We start from the raw sequence: 17,906 nt of genomic DNA, 5'->3' as shown, positions 1-17,906 counted from the left end.
GAGCGCCTGGTAGATCGGCACGGTGCCGATCGGCACCGGCGCATTCCTGACGATCCACTCTCGCGTCTCGTGGATGTTCTTGCCGGTGGAGAGGTCCATGACGGTGTCGGCGCCCCAGCGGATCGCCCACACCATCTTCTCGACCTCCTCCTCGATGGAAGAGGTGACGGCCGAGTTGCCGATATTGGCGTTGATCTTGGTCGCGAAGTTCCTGCCGATGATCATCGGCTCGGATTCGGGGTGATTGATATTTGCCGGGATGATGGCGCGCCCGCGCGCCACTTCCTCGCGCACGAACTCCGGCGTGACGAACGCAGGCAGGCTCGCGCCGAAGCTCTCGCCGTCCTTAAGCCGCGCCTCGGCCTCTTCCGCCGCGCGCGCCCGGCCGAGATTCTCGCGGTGGGCGATATAGACCATCTCCCTGGTGATGATGCCGGCGCGCGCGAGTTCGAGCTGCGTGACGAGCCCCTGCCCGGCCCGCGCCGCGATCCAGGGCGCGCGGAGCGGCGGGAGCCCGCGCCTCACGTCGATCGCGGCGGCCGCGTCGGTGTAAGGACCCGACGTGTCGTAGACGCGGAAGGGTGGCTCGCCCCCGCTGAGCGCGATCTCGCGGAACGGCACGGCAAGATCGGGATGGCCTTGCGGCGATGAATAGACCTTGCGGCTTCCCGCCAACGGCCCGGTCGTGACCTTGGGCGTTGCGACGTCCTTCGGCGAAATCGGCTTGTTCATCGTCTTCACTCCCAATCGAGCGCGCCAGGCGTCCTCCGGCTGAGGAACGACTCGGGTCAAATGGCGTGGGGAAGATGAGTTCCAGTCCCTTCGCCGGCATGACCCGGATCAGGTTCGAAGGGTCTCCGTTCCGGCCTCGCCGCGAAGCGAGGGCAACGAACTCTCAGCCCCTGCCCGGGGCTCCCCTTGGAACGAAGCCAGTGTAGGCGCTCGGGCCCGCGTGTCAAACGGTGAGGAAGACGGGGCTCAAGCTCCGCCCTAAGGTTCCTTCCGGTAGCCCATGACGGAGAGGAACGCGCCGAGGGCAAGCGTCACGGCGGCGCCGGCAATGATCCCGCTATGCCCCGCAATCACTTCCTCGCCGAGATGCTGCACCAAGGCCGGCAAGACGAGGGCGAAGACGCCGCGAAGGATGAACAGCCAGCCGAGCACCGTCACCACCAGGCGCCAGTCCGGAACCCAGAGATTATGAGCGTTCACGATGGCGAGCCCCGCCACCAGCGTGAGCACGGCCGTGAGAAAGATCAGCGCTCTGGAGCCCAGGAACTCCTTCATCAGCACAAGATATCCCTCTCCGTCCGTAACGATGCCCACGACCATACCAATGCCGATGGCAACGAGGACCGGCCCCATCAGCCGGGCAATGTATCTCGATGATGTCATTTTGACCTCCCCTCGGAACTTTTAGGGTTTTTGTAAGTCTTCCCATGAAAACCCCTGCGCGGCGCGATCTTCGCCGCCCGGGACCGCCGGCAAATCCGAGCCCGGCACGGGACTTCTTGCCCCGATGGCGCATAAAGTTTAAGCCTCGTCATCATTCTGCCGTGCTTCACCTTGATTGGCGGACCCCCAGGGAGCCCCTATCAGGCCCTAATCCCGCGCTCGAACCGAGGTACAGAGACACGTGAATCAGGACGCTTCGACCACCACGCCCGTTCGCGCCAAGACGAACGCCGCCTCGTGGCGCTGGATCGCGCTATTCGTTGTGCTGGCGGCGACGATCGGCGGGGTGCTGCTCTATTGGCGGCATACCACAATCTATCCCTCGACCGACAATGCCTATACCGGCGCCGACGTGGTCAGGGTTGCGCCGCAGATCAACGGCGTCGTCGCCCATGTTTATGTGCAGGACGACGAGAAGGTGGCGAACGGCGATCCCCTGTTCGATCTCGACGCCACGCTCTACGACGCGGCTCTGCGCAATGCGCGCGCGCAGTTCGACGCTGCGGCCTCGGCCGCAGGCACCGCCGCCGATGCGTTGAAATCCGCCGCCGACACGCTCGAGCAGAAGCGCGCGGCGCTGGAAGACGCGATCGGCAAATACCGCGCCGCCAAGGACGCTGAGAAGCCGGGCGAGGCGCCGTCGGAGGCGACCACTGCCGCGCTCAAGAGCTGGCACGAGGCGCTGCAGGCCTTCGACGATGCCGAAGCCGCGTTCGCCAAGGCGCAGGACGCCAAGATCACCGTGACCACGCCGACCACGCAATTGCGCTCGGCCGCGGCCCAGCTCGACAAGGCGACGCACGACCGGGTGCAGACGCACGTCACCGCGCCGGGGAGCGGCTGGATCACCAACATGAGCCTGCGACCCGGCGCCATCGTGCAGGCGGGGACGCCGCTCTTCGCCATCGTGGAGGACGGCGAGTGGTGGGTCGATGCGAATTTCAAGGAGACCGATCTCGCGCGCATCAGGCCGGGACAGAAGGCCACCATCACCATCGACATGTATCCGGGACTCACGCTCGACGGCGTCGTCGACAGCATCAGCGCGGGCTCCGGCGCGAGCTTCTCGGTGCTTCCGCCCGAGAACGCGACCGGCAACTGGGTCAAGGTCACGCAGCGTTTCCCGGTTCGCGTCAAGATCGCGACCGCGCCTGATCCCAACAAGCCGCTGCGCTTAGGCGCGAGCTCCTCCGTGACCATCGACACGACCTCGCAGCCTGAGCAAGGGGCGAAATGACTGAGGAGAAGCGCGGACGCAAAGGCGGACGGAAGCGAAAGACGTCCGCCGCGCCACCGCCGCCTCCCGTCGTAGCGGCTCCGCCGCCGCCTCCGGCCGAGACGCCGCCTCCGCCGCCCATGCATCATGCCGGCCGGCCGCCGATCCCACTCGTCTTCGCCGTCGTGCTCACCGCGGTGCTCGAGGTGCTCGACATTACCATCGTCAACGTGGCGATCCCGCATATGTTGGGCGCTTTCGGCGCCACCTCCGATCAGATCACCTGGGTGCTCACCTCTTACCTGGTCTCGGCCGCCGTGGTGATGCCGCTCACCGGCTATCTCTCCGCCTGGCTCGGACGGCGGCGGCTCCTGCTTATGGCAATTTCCGGCTTCGTGCTCTCGTCGGTTCTGTGCGGCATGGCGTGGAATCTCGAGAGCATGGTCGTTTTTCGCCTCGCCCAAGGCATCTGCGGCGCTCCGCTCGTGCCGCTCAGCCAGGCCATCCTGCTCGACGTGTTCCCGCGCGAGCGCCACGGCCAGGCGCTCGCCATCTTCGGGCTCGGCATCATGGTGGCGCCGGTATTCGGCCCGGTTCTGGGCGGCTACCTGACCGAGACCTATTCCTGGCGCATGGTGTTCTACATCAACGTGCCGCTCGGCATGGTGGCGCTCTTGCTCTCGATCGGCTATTTGCCGCAGCGCGCCATCAAGGAGATCAAGACCGACTGGTTGGGCATGGCGCTTCTCGTCGTCGCCGTCGGCGCCCTGCAATTCGTGCTCGATCAGGGCGAAATGCGCGACTGGTTCAACTCGCGCGTCATCGTCGCCGTCAGCATCGTATCGGTATTCGCCACCGCCGCATTCTTCCTGCGCGGGTGGAACAAGCCCGACAACATCATCGATCTGACGCTGTTAAGGGACCGCAACTTCGTCGCCGGCACGCTTGCCATCACCGCCTACGGCATCAGCCTGTTCGGGTGGATGGCGCTGATGCCGCTCTTCAGCCAGAGGCTGCTTGGCTATCCGCCCGCCACGGCCGGCACGCTGTTCATCCCCCGTGCCGTCGTCAGCGCGATTACTCTCGCCGTCACCGGCAGCATCCTGATCCGGATGTTCGACGCGCGCTATCTCGTGGCGGCCGGGCTCGTGCTCACCGCGCTCGGCTGTTTCCTGATGTCCCACTATTCGCTCTATACCGACTATTGGGGCATCGCCACGCCCGGCATCTGGTCGGGCATCGGCACCGGCCTGTTCTTCGTGCCGCTGACCGCGGCCGCCTTCGCCAACATCAACAAGGCGCAATATGACGAGGCCTCAGGCGTGTACGCGCTCATGCGCGGCATCGGCGGCTCCGCCGGCATCGCCGTAGTGAGCTGGCTGTTCGTGCGCCAGACGCAGGTTCACTGGAACGAGCTCACGGCGCACATCAACCCGTACAACCCGGCGCTTCTACCCTATCTCGGCCAGTATGGGCTCAACCCTTATTCGCCGCAGGCGCCGCTTCTCGTCACCTACGAGATCGCGCGTCAGGCGCAGATCCTCGCCTTCAACGATTTGTTCTGGTTCATCGGCATCGTCACGCTCGGGATCATCCCCCTGTTGTTCCTGATGACCCGGCCGAAGAGCGTCTCGCTCGTCCCGGCCCACTAGGGGGCTTCCGCGTCTCACGGAACAAGAAGGCGTCATCGCCGGGCTGACTCGGCGATCCAGTTGGCGCTCGCTAAGTGATTGCGGCCCCTGGATGGCCCCGCTCACGGCCGGGCATGACACGTCAGGGAACCGACGTAGCAGGCTACCAGCAGATCTTTGCGCCCGAGGTGCAGACAAACGGGGACACCACGCCCTGCCAGCAGATGGTGTAGGACTTCGCGTTCACGATGTCCGGGTGCCAGTACATGTTGTCGCTGACATAGGGACGCCAATAGGGCTGAGGCTCCGCGCGCTGGGCGGTCACGGTCACCGAACCGAGATGCTTTTGCGCCTTGTATTCCTTGATGTAATCGGCAAGAGCGAGCTGCGCGCGACTGACCGCTGTTTCCTTGTCGAAGCCGTCGGCGGTGCCGGCCAAGCCGACACACCCTCCCGCCGTGGCCGGTGCGCTTTGGGCCGCGCAAAGTCCCGCCGCTGTCAATGCCAACGCCAAACCGCGCACAAACGACGTCATCGGAACGCCTCCATCAGCAAAGCGAAGATGCGTTAAGCTTATCGCGGGAGGGAGAAGGCTCGCCAGAGGGCTCGCAACCGCCGGTTCAGGGTTCTCACGGCCTGTAGCCTTTGTGCCACAGTGCTTGCCGAAAATGAATCGGGCGAAAAAATGGCAAGCTCTGTGGTTGTCGTGTCACAAAGATGAGAGGGACGCGCATGACGGCAAAGCTCGTGCTGATCACCGGCGCTTCGAGCGGAATTGGCGCGGCGACGGCCCGGCGCTACGGCGCAACCGGAGCGCATGTTCTCTTGCTCGCGCGCAATGAGGAGCGCCTCGACCGGGTGGCCGAGGCTGTCCGCAAAGCGGGCGGGACGGCAGCCTCCTACCCCATCGACCTGGCCGACGCCGCGGCGGTGGCGGAGGCGAGCGCCCGGATCGCGCGCGAGGCGGGCATCCCCGATATCCTCATCAACAATGCCGGCGCCGGCCGCTGGCTGCCGATCGTCGACACCAGCGCTGAGGACGCGCGCGCCATGATCGAGGTGCCGTATCTTGCGGCCTTCAATCTGACCCGCGCCTTCTTGCCCAAGATGCTCGAAAGACGGAGCGGCGCGATCGCCTGCATCACCTCTCCGGGCTCCTTCATCGCCTGGCCGAACGCCGCCGCCTACATCTCCGCCCGCCATGCGCTCGCGGGCTTCACCGAGGCGCTCCGCAGCGAAGCCAAGGGGAAAGGCCTCAGCGTGACCCTTGTCGTGCTGGGTATGGTCGAGAGCCCCTACTGGGAGCACAATCCGGGGAGCCGCGAGCGCGCACCGAAGGCGAACCCGCTCCTTGCGCCGATGCTCACCCCGGAAGACGCGGCGGAGGCGATCTTCGCCGGCATCGAGGCGCGTAAACGAACCGTGGTAAAGCCGGCCGTCTTTCGTGCACTCTTTCTTCTCAACGCGCTTGCGCCGCAGCTTGTGGCGCGCGGGCTTCGCCGCGCCACACCGAAATCTTCCGCCTGACCACCGCAACATTTTCGAGGGACACTCGACCGATGGCAGAGCCTTGCGAATGCAATCAGCTGGCATGCTCGGCCTGCGTCTCGTCGCGTCCTTATCCGCCTTCGGTGACGCGCACCATCGATTGGGACGGGCGTGTCGTGCGGACGCGCCGTGGCGCGAGGACATCCCGCGCGATCTACAGTAGCGCCGGTGATGCGGACGGAAACCGTAGGAGGAGGGGCAAATGATCGACTGGCTGCTCAATCGGCCTCCAATCTGGATGGCGCTCATCATTTTCACCGCCACATATCTCTGTGCGGCGGTCATCTTCGCCGTGATCACCGGACTTGCGCGCGGCGAGCGGGCCCGCGCCTTCAAAGGCCTGTCGCCGGGCATGCTGCCGCCGCTCGGCATCATTTTCGGTCTCCTCGTCGGCTTCATCGCCGCCCAAGTGTGGACCGATTTCGAGAAGGCCAAGATCGCGGTCGTCAACGAGGCGAGCGCGCTGCGCGCGGTGATCCTGCTGGCTGGGAGCTTTCCTGCCGAGCAGGAGGCGCGGCTCCGTGCCTTTGTCGATCAGCATATCGACACGGCGGTCAATCAGGAGTGGCCCGAGATGGCGCGCCAGAAACTCTCGCTTGCCTCGGTTCCGGTCCATTTGCTCGACGCGCTTACGGCCACGCTCGCGCTCTCGCCCAGCAATGACGGTCAAAAATTGGCTCAGAGTGCGATCGTCACGAATCTCGAGAAGGCGCTCGACGCGCGCCGCCAGCGCATCATCACCAGCCGGTCGAGCGTGAGCCGAATCAAATGGAGCGGGCTCTTGCTTCAAGCGCTGTGCACCCTGGTCGCCATCGCCATGGTCCATAGCGACAACCGCGCCACCTGCGCCATCGCCCTGACGCTGTTCGCCACCGGTGTGGCCATGTCGATCCTGCTGGTCGGCTGCTACAGCCGCCCGTTCACCGGAGAGATCTCGGTCGGGCATGAGCTGTTGGATCAGGTGATGACAACCGTGAGGTCCGCCGCCCCCAGTCCTTAGCCAAGCACGCTGCGGCGACCGCGCTGGCGGCGGCGATGTGCCCAGTCTAATCACCGTTGGCGCGCGCGACACGCAAGCCCCGCGAGCGAAGAACGCCGCGTTCGCCGCTGAGCGCATTCCCGGCGCCGAGCTCGTGGCGATCCCCGCCGACGTCGATCACGAGGTCTTGGTCAATGAATGCGATGAGAGGCCCGCGACGAGTTTCCCGAAGCTTGCATCGACGCGCCCGGCGTCGACCGCCATGCAATCCACCAGAGCGTGGGCGATGCGGCCCTGAAATTCTTCGGCAAACCACTACAGTAAACGCTCGGATGAGCGTTGTCGCAGCCTGACGCGAGTTGTGGCAAGGTCTCGCCGTCATGAGCTGATCGAGGGGCCGGGGTGAAACTCGGCTTTTAAGGTTATGCGCCGCTCGTTGAGTTTTCGCGCCGCATTTGCCACGGCCTTGTGCTTTGCTCTCGCCGGTCTCGCCGCCGCTCATGTCGCAGCTGCGGCGGAGCAGGCCTCCGGCGCAGAGCGCACTGCCCGGGATCTGGAGAGCGTCCGCTCGGAGCCGCTTCTCCTGCGCGATTTTCTCCTGCGCATGCCGAAGGGCGCCGACCTTCATCTGCACCTGACCGGCGCGGCCTACGCCGAGTCGCATATCGCGGCGGGCATCGAGGACGGCCTTTGCGTCGATCCCGTCTCCAAGGCCTTCACCAAGTCGCAGCCGGTCTTTTCGGGGGCCGAGTGGCAGCCGGTGTGCGAGCAGGGCGACGTGCCAGCGTCGTCGGTCCACACCAACCAGTCCCTCTACAACAGCCTGATCGACTCTTTCTCCATGCGCGGCTTCGTGCCCTCCGACGGCGTGACCGGTCACGATCATTTCTTCGAAGCCTTCATCAAGTTCGGCGGCACCGATCCGCGCCACCTTGGCGAGTGGCTCGACGAGGTCGCCGCCCGCGCCGCGCGCCAAAACGTTCAATATCTCGAGGTGATGGCGACCCCGACCTGGAACCGTCTCAACACCATCACCAAGGACGTCGCCTGGCGGGAGGACCTCGGTTCTCTCCGCGAGGCGCTGCTCGCCAAGGGCCTCACGCAAGACATCCCGGCGGGAAAGGAGTTTTGGGACGCGATGGACGCGACGCGCAGAGCGCGCGAGCAATGCGGCACCGCCAGCGAAGCGCCGGCCTGCAAGGTCGAGGTGCGCTTCATCTATCAGGTGTTCCGCAACGCGCCGAAGGAGCTCGTCTTCGCCGCCGCCCTATTCGGCTTCGAGCTCGCCTCGGCCGATCCGCGCGTGGTCGGCGTCAATCTCGTCGGCATTGAAGACACTCACGGTTCGATGGCCGACTATGCCGAGCACATGCGCATGATCGCCTTCCTGCGCGAGATCTATCCGAACGTCCATGTCAGCCTTCATGCCGGGGAGCTTGCGCCGGGCCTCGTCTCGCCCGAGGGCCTCTGCTGCCACATCCGCATGGCGGTCGAACAGGCCAACGCCGACCGTATCGGGCACGGGACCGACATCATGTACGAGGACGACCCCTTGGCGCTGATGAAAAAGATGGCCGACAAAGGCATCCTGGTCGAGATCAACTTGACCAGCAACGCCGACGTCCTCGGCGTGAGCGGCAAGCGGCATCCGTTTCCGCTCTACCGAAAATTGGCCGTGCCGGTCGCGCTATCGACCGACGACGAGGGCATCGAGCGCACCGACCTCACCAACGAATATGTGCGTGCGGTCGAGGACTACGGCGCCACTTACGCCGATCTCAAGCAGATCGTGCGCAACAGCCTGGAATATTCCTTCCTGCCGGGCGCGAGCCTGTGGGACGGCGCCGCCTTCCAGCGGCTTGCTCCCGATTGCCGGAACGACACACCCGGCGCCCCGGCGCCTTCGGCCTCATGCACCGCCTTCCTCAAAGGGAGCCAGAAGGCGAGCGAGCAATGGGAGCTCGAGGGGCGCTTCGCCGCCTTCGAGGCCGGGCGGTGATGGGCGGGTGGCCGACTGTGGCTCTTCGTCACGGCGACAGATCCCCCGACTCCTGGCTTGAACCAGCGCCATGACGCTGCTCCAAAGCATCATTCTCGGTGTGGTTGAGGGATTCACCGAGTTTCTACCCATCTCCTCCACGGCCCATCTCATTCTGGCAAGCCGGCTGCTCGGGCTCGAGCAGACCGAGTTCCAGAAGAGCTTCGAAATCGCCATCCAGCTCGGCGCCATCCTTTCGGTGATCCTGCTCTACTGGCGGAAGTTCCTGAATCCCCAGGTGCTTGCCCGCGTGATCACCGCCTTCATCCCGACCGGGGTGATCGGCTTCGCCCTTTACAAAGTGGTGAAGAATTATCTGATGGACAGCGAGGGGATCGTGCTATGGGCGCTGTTCCTAGGCGGCGTCCTGCTGATCGTATTCGAGCTCTTGCATCGCGAAAGCGACGACGCCGTGGCCGATGTCGAGGCGATCCCCTACGCGAAGTGTGTGGGCATCGGCCTGTTCCAGAGCATCTCGATGATCCCCGGCGTGTCGCGCGCCGGAGCCACCATCATCGGCGGCCTCATTCTCGGACTGTCGCGCGCGACGATCGTCGAGTTTTCCTTCCTGCTCGCCGTGCCGACCATGCTCGCCGCGACGCTCTACGATCTCTACAAGAACGCCGCGACCTTCGTGCCTGGGGAATTCGGCGTGCTCGCCGCGGGCTTCGTCTCCTCCTTCGTGGTCGCGCTCATCGCCATCAAGTTCCTGCTCGCCTATGTGCGCACCAACACCTTCATTCCCTTCGGCATCTACCGCATCCTCATCGCCGCCGCCTTCGCCTTCCTGTGAGGTCGCGAAGACGTTCTTGAGGCCTCCGTTTACAAAGCACTCACGTCATCGCCGGGCCTGGCCCGGCGATCCGGAGGCCACCGGCTCGGCGGCCGCTTATTCTGGATGCCCGGCTCGAGGCCGGGCATGACGTTGTGATTGTGCTGCTCCGCCTCTAAGAGGCGAGCTTGAGCTTCGCGTCGGCGGGCGCATCGGCCTCGGCGGCCTGCATGGTGCGCACCTCTTCCTCCGGCACCTCGGCCGGTGCGCCGAACTTCCGGATCAGGCGCCGCATATATCGGCGGAAGCGGTAGTGCTGGATCTCGAACCGGTGCCAGGGAGTATCCTGCCAGCGAATGCCGTGGCCGATATCGGGGTTGGCCCTTGCCTTAAGCGCCCGGAACCAGGCCGCACGCTTGGGGTCCCGCTCGAGCGCGGCGATGAAGCAGGCGATCAGCCGCGCCTGATAATCGGCGATCTGCCATACCCCGCCCTCGGCCGGTTCGAACAGACCGACCACGAAGAAATCGTCGAACTCGCGGTCGAAGGTATGGATAAAGAGCTTCGACCGGCCCTGCTCGTCGAGAATGTAGGACGAGTCCATGAACGGGAAGGTCGGCGTGAACCCGGTCGCCCACACGAGAAGGTCGACTTCCTCGGCGCTGCCGTCGGTGAAGATGACGCGTTTGCCATCGAGCCGCTCGATGCCGGGCTTCACCACCGTGCGCCCGTGCACGAGGTGATCGAGATAGGTGTTGCACGCGGTGGGATGCGCCTCGAACAGGTCGTGATCCGGCCGCTCGAGCCCGAAGCGGTGATGCGGGCCGACCACGATGCGCATGCCCCAGCGATAGAACAGCCGCATCAACTTGCGCGGCAGCGGGATGCGGCTGGTGTAGTCGATGAACACGTCGGTGGGCTTGCCGAACACGGTCTTGGGGAAGAAATAGTAGGTACGGCGCATCGAATGCACGACGCGGCCGTTCTCGATCGCGGCGTCGGAGAGGATGTCGACCGCCGAGTTCCCCGCCCCGACCACGAGCACGCGCTTGCCTTTGAGCTGCTCCTTTGACTTCACATCGTGGGAGTGCAGCATCTCGCCGTCGAAATGCCCCGGATAGGTCGGCACCTTGGGATGCCAATGGTGGCCGTTGGCGACGATGAGGCCGTCATACAGCCTCGGCGTGCTCTCCCCCTCGATCTTGATCCGCCAGCCATTCGGCGTGCGTTCGGCGCTCGTCACGCGCTTGTTGAAACTGATCAGGGGGTAGAGGCCGAACTCCTTGGCGTAGGCCCGCAGATAGGACTGCGCCTGGGCCCGGCTCGCGTACGGCGCCCATTCCTCGGGAAAGTGGAAATCGGGGTAGCGCGAGAGCTTCTTCGATGAGTTGAGATAGGTCGAGCCATAGACCACGTGCGGACTTTCCGGATTCCAGATGCCGCCCACGTCGCCGAGCGCCTCGAAGCAATCGAATGGGATGCCCCATTCGGCGAACGTCTTGACCACGGCGAGGCCGCTCGCCCCCGCCCCGATGATGCAGTATCGCTTCAAGTCCCTGAACCTCTTGATGCGCCTCAAGGCGCGCTTTCCGGCCTGTCCGGAAGCTTGATCGCCTCGACCTAAGCATCCCGGCACGCGCCGTTCAACCCATTAACATCGCTTGCCCGCCGCAGCCGCCCGCCGCATTGATCTTCGTTGATCTGGGTCAAACCATGGCGCCTGGGGCGTCCTTTCGATGGCACGAGGTCCCTGGATTTGGCCGCACTTTGCTTTATGGTCTGTCGCCCACCGTGCGTTGAGGGAAGTTTATGGACATCAAGCGCGACGTCACCATCACGTCCTGGGACGGGACCTGGACTTATAAGCCGAAGGTGATCGCCACTCCGGAAAGCGCCGAAGACATCGTCGAAATCATGGTCGACGAGGTGCGCTTCCCCGCCCCCGTCCGCCCGGCGGGCTCGATGCACTCGACCGCGCGCGTGAACGGCGACGACGGCGGCACCATGGTCGACATGAAGGCGATGAACCGCATCCTCCACTTCACCGGCGATACGGTGACGGTCGAGGCCGGGGTGACCTATATCGTTCTTGCCAATGCGCTGAAGGAGCGCGGCCTCCAGCCCTACGTCACGACCGAGATCGGCAATGTGACGCTGGGGGCGATGGCGACCGCCGCCACCAAGGATTCATCCTTCGTGGGCGGCTTCGGCCAGGTGAGCTCCTACGTCACCGCCGTGCGCCTCGTCACCCCCGACGGCAAGCTCCGCGAGATCAACGAGCGCGACCATCCGAAGGAGATGCAAATCATCCGCTCGAGCTACGGGCTGCTCGGCATCGTCTACGAGGTGACGCTGAAAGTGAAGCCGACGACTGCGCTTTCCGTGCGCCACTATTCGCTGAGCCTGGAGAATTTCCGCCGCTACTTCCCGATCTACAAAGCTCGCGGCTTCGCCGTGATGTATTACATCTTTCCCTATGTGCGGCGCGTGCTGGTCGAGCTGCGCAAGGACAATCCCGAGGCTCAGCCCAATTCGCGCTACCGTTGGGTCTACCGCAATCGCTTCTGGCGCAAATATGGGCCCGCCGTCACGCTGTGGATCCAGCGCAGCACCAAGAACCCGAAGCTCCGCGCCATCGCCGACAAGATTCATTTCTTCCTGCTGCGGCAGGCGCTCGTCTTCGTCGTGCGCAGCGACCGCACCTGGCCGCACGCCCAGATCATCAACTATCCGCGCGACCCCGGCGCCAACAAATATCTGTTCAGCATGTGGGCGTTCCGCGAGGGCGGCTTCTTCGACATCCTCGAGGAGTATTGCAACTTCTGCCTCGCCTATGAGCGGCAGACCGGCTATCGCTGCGACCTGCCGAGCGTCGGCTACGCCATCGGCCGCGACGTCGAGGCGCTGTTTTCCTATAGCTGGGAAGGGCCCACTCTGTCGATCGACCCGGCCTCGACCGGAGGCCCGGAATGGGAGGAATTCCTGCGCCATTACAACGAGTTCTGTAGCGAGAGGCGCGGCGTCCCCCTGTTCAACCAGACGCCGTTCCTGACCCGCGAGCAGGTGAGACGCGCCTTCGGCCCGCGCCTTCAGCATTTCGCCGCGATCCGCAAGCAGGCCGACCCGAAGGACCGCCTGCTCGATTCCTATTTCCGCGAGCTGCTGTCGTAGGGCGGCACGGCGCATTGCGCCGATCGCGATTTACTTCGTCACCCGGCTTTGTCGATGCAGCTTGATCCGGACGAGCACACGCACTTATGCCCGGTGTGCGCAATTCCGTCGCCAAAATCCGTTTTGCAGCTCGAGTCGAGATGGACCTTACACCCCAGCTTTTCGCACTCGGAATCCGTCAGCGTCTTGATCGTCAGTTTTTTGGGGGCATTCGGGGTCAAAGTTGTGCCCTTCCGTTCGGCCGAGTTGGCGACGCTTATAGTTGAGGCGATAAGCACCGCCGAGATGCCGATGACAGAAAGCGTCAGTCTCATGTGCTCCTCCATTGGTGAGCCCACCCGCCTCGGCAGTTTATTTTGAAGCAAAATTCTTTGTAGCAAAAGCCGCCTAACGCGGGCTCGCGCTTAGCCTTGCATCATCCGCGCGAACCAGCGGATGAGCGGGAAGGACAGCGCGCGAGGCAGGGAGCGTACCGTCTTCAAGAACAGCTCCACCTGCGTCGGGAAGGCGATCTCGTAGGGCTTTCCACCGAGCTTCTCCAGAATCTTCCGCGCGCACCGCTCCTTGCTCATCACATAGAGCTTCTTCTTGGGATCGTAGGCGGCATTGAGCGGCGTGTCGACAAAGCCCGGATTGATGATGGTGACGGCGACCCCGGTCCCTTCCAGTTCGAGCTTGAGGCTCTCGGCGAGATTGATCACCGCCGCCTTGCTCGCGCCGTAGCTTCCGTTCTCGGGCCAGCCGGCATAGCCGAACAGCGAGCCCATGATGGCGATGTGGCCGGATTTGCGCGCGAGCATCGACGGCAGCGCGGCGGCGACCGCGTTGATGACGCCGTCGACGTTGAGCGCCATCGAGCGATGAAAGCCGTCGAGATCGATGTTGCGGATGTCGAACGGCGCGTACATGCCGGCGCCGAGCAGAGCGAGGTCGATTGGCCCGAGCGCACTTTCGATCTTGGCGACCGTAGCCTTGAGTTCATCGGGCCTGAGCACGTCGGCGGGATAGGCCTTGATGCCCTCGCCGCCTGCCGCGAGCTGATCGAGCTTTCCGCCCGGCCGCGCCGTCGCGGCGATGGTGACGCCTGCCGCGGCGAGCCTCCGCGCAATCTCGCCGCAGATGGCGCCCGAGGCGCCGGTGATCCACGCCACCTTCCAGGGATATTTCGCCCCCGCCACGGTGCGGTCCTCAATCTGCGAACGGGTCGCGCACGAGGATGGTGTCCTCGCGCTTCGGGCTGGTCGAGAGCAGCGCCACCGGCGCCCCGATCAGCTCCTCAAGCCGCCGCACATATTTGATGCATTGGGCGGGAAGCTCGGCCCAGGAGCGTGCCCCGCGCGTCGATTGTGTCCAGCCTTCCATCGTCTCGTAGATCGGCTCGACGCGCGCCTGCGCATCTTGCGCCGCCGGCAGATGGTCGAGCGGCAGCCCGTCGAGCCGGTAGCCCACGCAGATCTTGAGCTCGGGCAATTCGTCGAGCACGTCGAGCTTGGTGAGCGCGATGCCGTCGATGCCGCCCACGGTGCGGGTCTGGCGCACGAGGCAGGCATCGAACCAGCCGCAGCGCCTCGGCCTGCCCGTCACCGTGCCGAACTCGGCGCCGCGCTCGCCGATCAGCTTACCGGTTGCGTCCTTGAGCTCGGTCGGAAAGGGGCCCTCGCCTACCCGCGTGGTGTAGGCCTTGGTGATGCCGAGCACGTAACCGATCGAGCCGGGTCCAAGCCCTGAGCCAGTTGCCGCCTGCGCCGCCACGGTGTTCGATGACGTGACGAAAGGATAGGTGCCGTGATCGATGTCGAGCAGCGCCCCTTGCGCCCCTTCGAACAAGATGCGTTTGCCCTGGCGGCGCTGAGCATCGAGCAGAGCCCACACCGTATCGACGTAAGGCAGGATCTTTGGCGCGATCTCGGCGAGCTGACTGCACAGCTCGTCAGCCGAGATTTCCGGCTCGCCCAGGCCTCTGCGCAGTGCATTGTGATGAGCAAGGATGCGCTCGATCTTGGGCCTCAGCGCCGGCAGGTCCTGCAGATCCATGACGCGGATCGCGCGCCGCCCGACCTTGTCCTCATAGGCCGGTCCGATGCCGCGCTTGGTGGTGCCGATCTTGCCGTCTCCGGCCGCCGCCTCGCGCAGCGCGTCGAGCTCCCGGTGCAGCGGCAGGATCAGCGTCGCGTTCTCGGCGATGCGGAGATTGTCGCGGGAGATGGTGACGCCGAGCTTCTCGATCTTGGCGATCTCCTCGGCGAGCGCCCACGGATCGACCACGACGCCGTTGCCGATCACCGACAACTTGCCCTTGCGCACGACGCCGGAAGGGAGCAGCGAGAGCTTGTAGGTCGTGCCGTCCACCACGAGGGTGTGGCCGGCATTGTGCCCGCCCTGAAAGCGCACCACGATATCGGCGCGCTCCGACAGCCAATCGACGATCTTGCCCTTGCCTTCGTCGCCCCATTGCGAGCCGACGACCACGACATTGGCCACGAGATCTGTCTCCTAAAACCTTGAAACGAATCGCGGAAACGGCCCCGCGCAGTTGCGGGGCCGTGTCACCTTATAGCGCCCTCGTCCGCGAGAAGCGAGCGCCGTTATCGGCCGTGCCTCCCAACTTCAAGACCATTGCGGCGATCGGCTCCGGCAATCGTTCTCAAGCGGCCTTGGCGAGCGCCTGCTTCCCGTGCGCAAACGCATAGTCGAGCCAAAGCAGAAGCGCCTCAAGATCGGAAGCCTCGACCGTCGCCCCCGTCCAGATGCGAAGCCCAGCCGGCGCGTCGCGATAGGACGCGATATCCTTGGCGACGTTTTCGCTATCGAGCAGCCGAGCCATCCGGCGCGGAAACGCGTCGCGGAGATCCAGCGGCAGCGCGAGCACCTTTGGGTCCACGATCTTGAGACAGGCCGAAGTGTTCGAGCGCGTCTCGGGCACACGCGCGAGGAACTCGACCCACGCGGTGCGCGCGACCCAATCGGCGATGATCTTGGCGTTTTCGTTCGAGCGCGCGATGGTGCCGGCAACGCCGCCGACGCTCTCCACCCAGTCGAGTGCATCGAGATAATCTTCGAGGCAGAGCATCGACGGCGTGTTGATGGTCGATCCTTCGAACAGGTCGCGGTTCAGCCTGCCGTGCTTGGTCATGCGGAACAGTTTGGGAAGCGGCCAGGGCGGCGTCCAGCTTTCCAGCCGCTCGACGGCGCGCGGAGAGAGGATGAGGATGCCGTGCTGCGCCTCGCCGCCCAGCACCTTCTGCCACGAGAAGGTCGCGGCATCGAGCTTCTCCCAGTCGATCTCTTGCGCGAACACGGCGGAGGTCGCATCGCAAATGGTAAGCCCGCGCCGGTCCGCCGAAATCCAGGCGGCGTCGGGCACGCGCACGCCCGAAGTGGTGCCGTTCCAGGCGAACACCACGTCGCGGTCGAAATCGACTTGGCCGAGATCGGGCAGATCGCCGTAAGGCGCGAGCAGCGCCCGCACGTTCTTGATCTTCAGCTGCTCGACAATGTCCGTTACCCAGTCGCGGCTGAACGCCTCCCAGGCGAGAACGTCTACGCCACGCGGACCGAGCAGAGACCAGAGCGCCATTTCGACCGCGCCCGTGTCCGAGGCCGGCACGATGGCGGCAAGGTATCCTTCCGGAAGCTTGAGCAGCTCGCGCGTCCTCGTGATCGCAAGCTCGAGCCTCGCCTTAATCTCCGGCTGACGGTGATTGCGGCCGACCAGCGCCCCTTTGAGTCGCTCCACCGACCAGCCGGGATGCTTGGGGCAAGGGCCGGAGGAGAAGCGCGGATTCGTGGGCCTAAGGCCAGGCTTTGCAAGTGTCGTCATGAGCGCCGCATAAATCCTGGGCGGCGGCGGGTCAAGGATAACTCCGCGGGCGAAAAAGAAACCGCCCGTCGCTTTCAGACGGGCGGTTGAAGGCTCGCAGTCTTGGGTGGTGGGTTGGGCTTTATTTGAAGGCGACCGGCATGGGAGCGGGGGCAGCGCCGCAGCAGCCGAACTTCCAGCGCACGCCGAGCATGACGTCGTTGGAGGTGATGTTGTTGATGTTGAGGCTCTTGTACGAGCTCGAATTGTCGAAGGCGGTCACCCGGCCGCTGCTCGCATCGCCGAGATCGGTGTAGCGATAGGACAGATCGAGGGTGAGCGAGGGCGTCACGTCGTAGGCGAGGCCGCCATAGACCGCCCAGGCGAAGTTCGTCTCGGTGTTGCTCTGCGCGTAGAACACGCTTGCGTTGGGAACGTTCACGTCCTTCAGCCCGTTGACCGAGATCGAGGCGAAGCCGACGCCGCCGCCGACATAAGGCGTGATGCAGTGCCAGGTGCCGAGATCGATATAGCCGTTGAACAAGCCGACCCAGCTCTGGATGTCGGCGGTGTGTTCGTTGGTGCCGGGGTTAAACCCAGGCTGTGGGGAGTTGAATGTTCCATCAGCGCCCGGATAGCGATCCTGGGCGAGGAAGGTCGAGTCCCCGCGATATTCGCCGGTCACATCGAAGCGCAGCCACTTGTTGAATTGGTAGCCGATGCCGAGCCCGAACAGGGGCGAGCTCTTGATGTCGTTGTGGAAGACCTGGAAGTCGTTGGTCTGGAAAAGCTCGCTGGAAATGTCGTCGACATGCGGGTTGGCGGCGCCGACAAAGCCCTTGAAGTACCACGGGCTGTCGCAACCATCGCAAGGCGCGGGCGGCGGAAGGCCAAGATCTGCTGCCGCGGCCGCTCCCGTCTGGCCCAGGAGCAGGGCAAGTCCGATGATGATTGAGCGAGTCTGTCCCATCTCTGTCCCCTCTTGACTGCAGCCCTCTGCAACCGTTGGGCTGTCTCATTTCGGGACTATGGAAGGGCAAGGGTTAACGGACCCCTAACCGCCGTTCCGGTTCGGGATCAGCCTGTGGCCGTGGCGGCACAGGCCCTTCAAGCCATTGAGGATGCTGCGTTTTAGGTCGAGATGACCGTGGGCTAGGCGGCCGCGTCAGTGAGCGCGTGGACGATGTCGGAAACCACGGTCTTGATCAGCCGCTCGTCGTCCCCTTCGGCCATGACGCGAATCACGGGCTCGGTGCCCGAGGGCCGGATCACGAGACGCCCTGACTTGCCGAGCTTG

The 17,906-nt window shown here is 64.6% G+C and carries 17 protein-coding genes, 1 pseudogene and 1 riboswitch; of the genes and pseudogenes, 8 read left to right on the top strand and 10 right to left on the bottom strand.

Going from position 1 to position 17,906, the window contains the following annotated elements; genetic code table 11:
* Positions 1 to 732 (bottom strand): phosphomethylpyrimidine synthase ThiC (locus tag VFB18_RS00670; protein ID WP_324970349.1); only part of this gene is annotated, 732 nt, incomplete at its 3' end.
* Between the two features lie 67 nt (positions 733 to 799).
* A riboswitch (TPP riboswitch) is annotated at positions 800 to 929 on the bottom strand.
* 61 nt (positions 930 to 990) lie between these two features.
* Positions 991 to 1,395 (bottom strand): hypothetical protein, encoded by a 405-nt coding sequence (locus tag VFB18_RS00665; RefSeq protein WP_324970348.1) that lies wholly within the window; start codon positions 1,393 to 1,395, stop codon positions 991 to 993.
* A gap of 241 nt (positions 1,396 to 1,636) precedes the next feature.
* Between VFB18_RS00665 and VFB18_RS00660 the strand changes: the two genes are divergently transcribed.
* The gene (locus tag VFB18_RS00660; RefSeq protein WP_324970347.1) at positions 1,637 to 2,692 is read left to right on the top strand and encodes an HlyD family secretion protein; all 1,056 of its coding nucleotides are present in this window, start codon (positions 1,637 to 1,639) and stop codon (positions 2,690 to 2,692) included.
* Complete coding sequence (locus VFB18_RS00655) at positions 2,689 to 4,323, top strand: DHA2 family efflux MFS transporter permease subunit (protein ID WP_324970346.1); 1,635 nt, start codon at positions 2,689 to 2,691, stop codon at positions 4,321 to 4,323. The genes VFB18_RS00660 and VFB18_RS00655 overlap by 4 nt, the downstream gene beginning before the upstream one ends.
* A gap of 142 nt (positions 4,324 to 4,465) precedes the next feature.
* On the opposite strand, the gene VFB18_RS00650 is transcribed toward VFB18_RS00655, so the two are convergent.
* A complete protein-coding gene (locus tag VFB18_RS00650) occupies positions 4,466 to 4,741 on the bottom strand; it encodes a hypothetical protein (RefSeq protein WP_324970345.1) in 276 nt (91 codons plus the stop codon).
* A 293-nt stretch (positions 4,742 to 5,034) separates the two neighbouring features.
* On the opposite strand from VFB18_RS00650, the gene VFB18_RS00645 reads away from it, so the two are divergent.
* The 5 genes from VFB18_RS00645 (at position 5,035) to uppP (ending at position 9,660) form a co-directional block, all read left to right on the top strand.
* Positions 5,035 to 5,829, top strand: coding sequence for an SDR family NAD(P)-dependent oxidoreductase (locus VFB18_RS00645; protein WP_324970344.1), 795 nt, complete (start codon positions 5,035 to 5,037; stop codon positions 5,827 to 5,829).
* Between the two features lie 223 nt (positions 5,830 to 6,052).
* On the top strand, positions 6,053 to 6,850 hold the full coding sequence (locus tag VFB18_RS00640) for a DUF4239 domain-containing protein (RefSeq protein WP_324970343.1): 798 nt from the start codon (positions 6,053 to 6,055) through the stop codon (positions 6,848 to 6,850).
* Positions 6,851 to 6,887: 37 nt separating this feature from the next.
* A complete protein-coding gene (locus VFB18_RS00635) occupies positions 6,888 to 7,127 on the top strand; it encodes a hypothetical protein (RefSeq protein ID WP_324970342.1) in 240 nt (79 codons plus the stop codon).
* A gap of 138 nt (positions 7,128 to 7,265) precedes the next feature.
* Positions 7,266 to 8,828: an adenosine deaminase gene (locus VFB18_RS00630; protein ID WP_324970341.1), complete on the top strand. Its 1,563-nt coding sequence runs from the start codon at positions 7,266 to 7,268 to the stop codon at positions 8,826 to 8,828.
* Positions 8,829 to 8,898: 70 nt separating this feature from the next.
* Complete coding sequence (gene uppP / locus VFB18_RS00625) at positions 8,899 to 9,660, top strand: undecaprenyl-diphosphatase UppP (protein ID WP_324970340.1); 762 nt, start codon at positions 8,899 to 8,901, stop codon at positions 9,658 to 9,660.
* A gap of 154 nt (positions 9,661 to 9,814) precedes the next feature.
* Here the strand turns inward: uppP and VFB18_RS00620 are convergent, their stop codons facing one another.
* Positions 9,815 to 11,218, bottom strand: coding sequence for a flavin-containing monooxygenase (locus VFB18_RS00620; protein WP_324970339.1), 1,404 nt, complete (start codon positions 11,216 to 11,218; stop codon positions 9,815 to 9,817).
* Positions 11,219 to 11,448: 230 nt separating this feature from the next.
* On the opposite strand from VFB18_RS00620, the gene VFB18_RS00615 reads away from it, so the two are divergent.
* Positions 11,449 to 12,810 carry an FAD-binding oxidoreductase gene (locus VFB18_RS00615; RefSeq protein WP_324970338.1) on the top strand — a complete coding sequence of 454 codons (1,362 nt, stop codon included), beginning with the start codon at positions 11,449 to 11,451 and terminating at the stop codon, positions 12,808 to 12,810.
* A 38-nt stretch (positions 12,811 to 12,848) separates the two neighbouring features.
* Here the strand turns inward: VFB18_RS00615 and VFB18_RS00610 are convergent, their stop codons facing one another.
* From VFB18_RS00610 to glmM, 6 genes and pseudogenes are all read right to left on the bottom strand, one after another.
* Entirely contained in the window at positions 12,849 to 13,124 is a 276-nt protein-coding gene (locus VFB18_RS00610; RefSeq protein WP_324970337.1) for a hypothetical protein, read from the bottom strand.
* A gap of 90 nt (positions 13,125 to 13,214) precedes the next feature.
* The gene (locus tag VFB18_RS00605; protein WP_324970336.1) at positions 13,215 to 13,988 is read right to left on the bottom strand and encodes an SDR family oxidoreductase; all 774 of its coding nucleotides are present in this window, start codon (positions 13,986 to 13,988) and stop codon (positions 13,215 to 13,217) included.
* A gap of 10 nt (positions 13,989 to 13,998) precedes the next feature.
* Positions 13,999 to 15,291 carry an adenylosuccinate synthase gene (locus tag VFB18_RS00600; protein ID WP_324970335.1) on the bottom strand — a complete coding sequence of 431 codons (1,293 nt, stop codon included), beginning with the start codon at positions 15,289 to 15,291 and terminating at the stop codon, positions 13,999 to 14,001.
* A 163-nt stretch (positions 15,292 to 15,454) separates the two neighbouring features.
* Positions 15,455 to 16,630: a phosphoserine transaminase gene (locus tag VFB18_RS00595; RefSeq protein ID WP_324970334.1), complete on the bottom strand. Its 1,176-nt coding sequence runs from the start codon at positions 16,628 to 16,630 to the stop codon at positions 15,455 to 15,457.
* A gap of 121 nt (positions 16,631 to 16,751) precedes the next feature.
* Entirely contained in the window at positions 16,752 to 17,579 is an 828-nt protein-coding gene (locus VFB18_RS00590) for an outer membrane protein (protein WP_324970333.1), read from the bottom strand.
* A 182-nt stretch (positions 17,580 to 17,761) separates the two neighbouring features.
* Positions 17,762 to 17,906, bottom strand: a pseudogene (glmM, locus tag VFB18_RS00585) (phosphoglucosamine mutase); the annotation flags it as partial.

This window comes from Methyloceanibacter sp. (genome assembly GCF_035650995.1).
In the GTDB taxonomy this organism is placed as follows: Bacteria; Pseudomonadota; Alphaproteobacteria; order Rhizobiales; family Methyloligellaceae; genus Methyloceanibacter.
This window is presented reverse-complemented; position numbering and strand designations above follow the sequence as displayed.

Bases quoted from the DNA above. Each gene is read 5' to 3' on its own strand.
- VFB18_RS00615 (WP_324970338.1), top strand. From the start codon at position 11,449: ATGGACATCAAGCGCGACGTCACCATCACGTCCTGGGACGGGACCTGG.
- VFB18_RS00665 (WP_324970348.1), bottom strand. From the start codon at position 1,395: ATGACATCATCGAGATACATTGCCCGGCTGATGGGGCCGGTCCTCGTT.
- uppP (WP_324970340.1), top strand. From the start codon at position 8,899: ATGACGCTGCTCCAAAGCATCATTCTCGGTGTGGTTGAGGGATTCACC.
- VFB18_RS00590 (WP_324970333.1), bottom strand. From the start codon at position 17,579: ATGGGACAGACTCGCTCAATCATCATCGGACTTGCCCTGCTCCTGGGC.
- VFB18_RS00645 (WP_324970344.1), top strand. From the start codon at position 5,035: ATGACGGCAAAGCTCGTGCTGATCACCGGCGCTTCGAGCGGAATTGGC.
- VFB18_RS00640 (WP_324970343.1), top strand. From the start codon at position 6,053: ATGATCGACTGGCTGCTCAATCGGCCTCCAATCTGGATGGCGCTCATC.
- VFB18_RS00610 (WP_324970337.1), bottom strand. From the start codon at position 13,124: ATGAGACTGACGCTTTCTGTCATCGGCATCTCGGCGGTGCTTATCGCC.
- VFB18_RS00655 (WP_324970346.1), top strand. From the start codon at position 2,689: ATGACTGAGGAGAAGCGCGGACGCAAAGGCGGACGGAAGCGAAAGACG.
- VFB18_RS00595 (WP_324970334.1), bottom strand. From the start codon at position 16,630: ATGACGACACTTGCAAAGCCTGGCCTTAGGCCCACGAATCCGCGCTTC.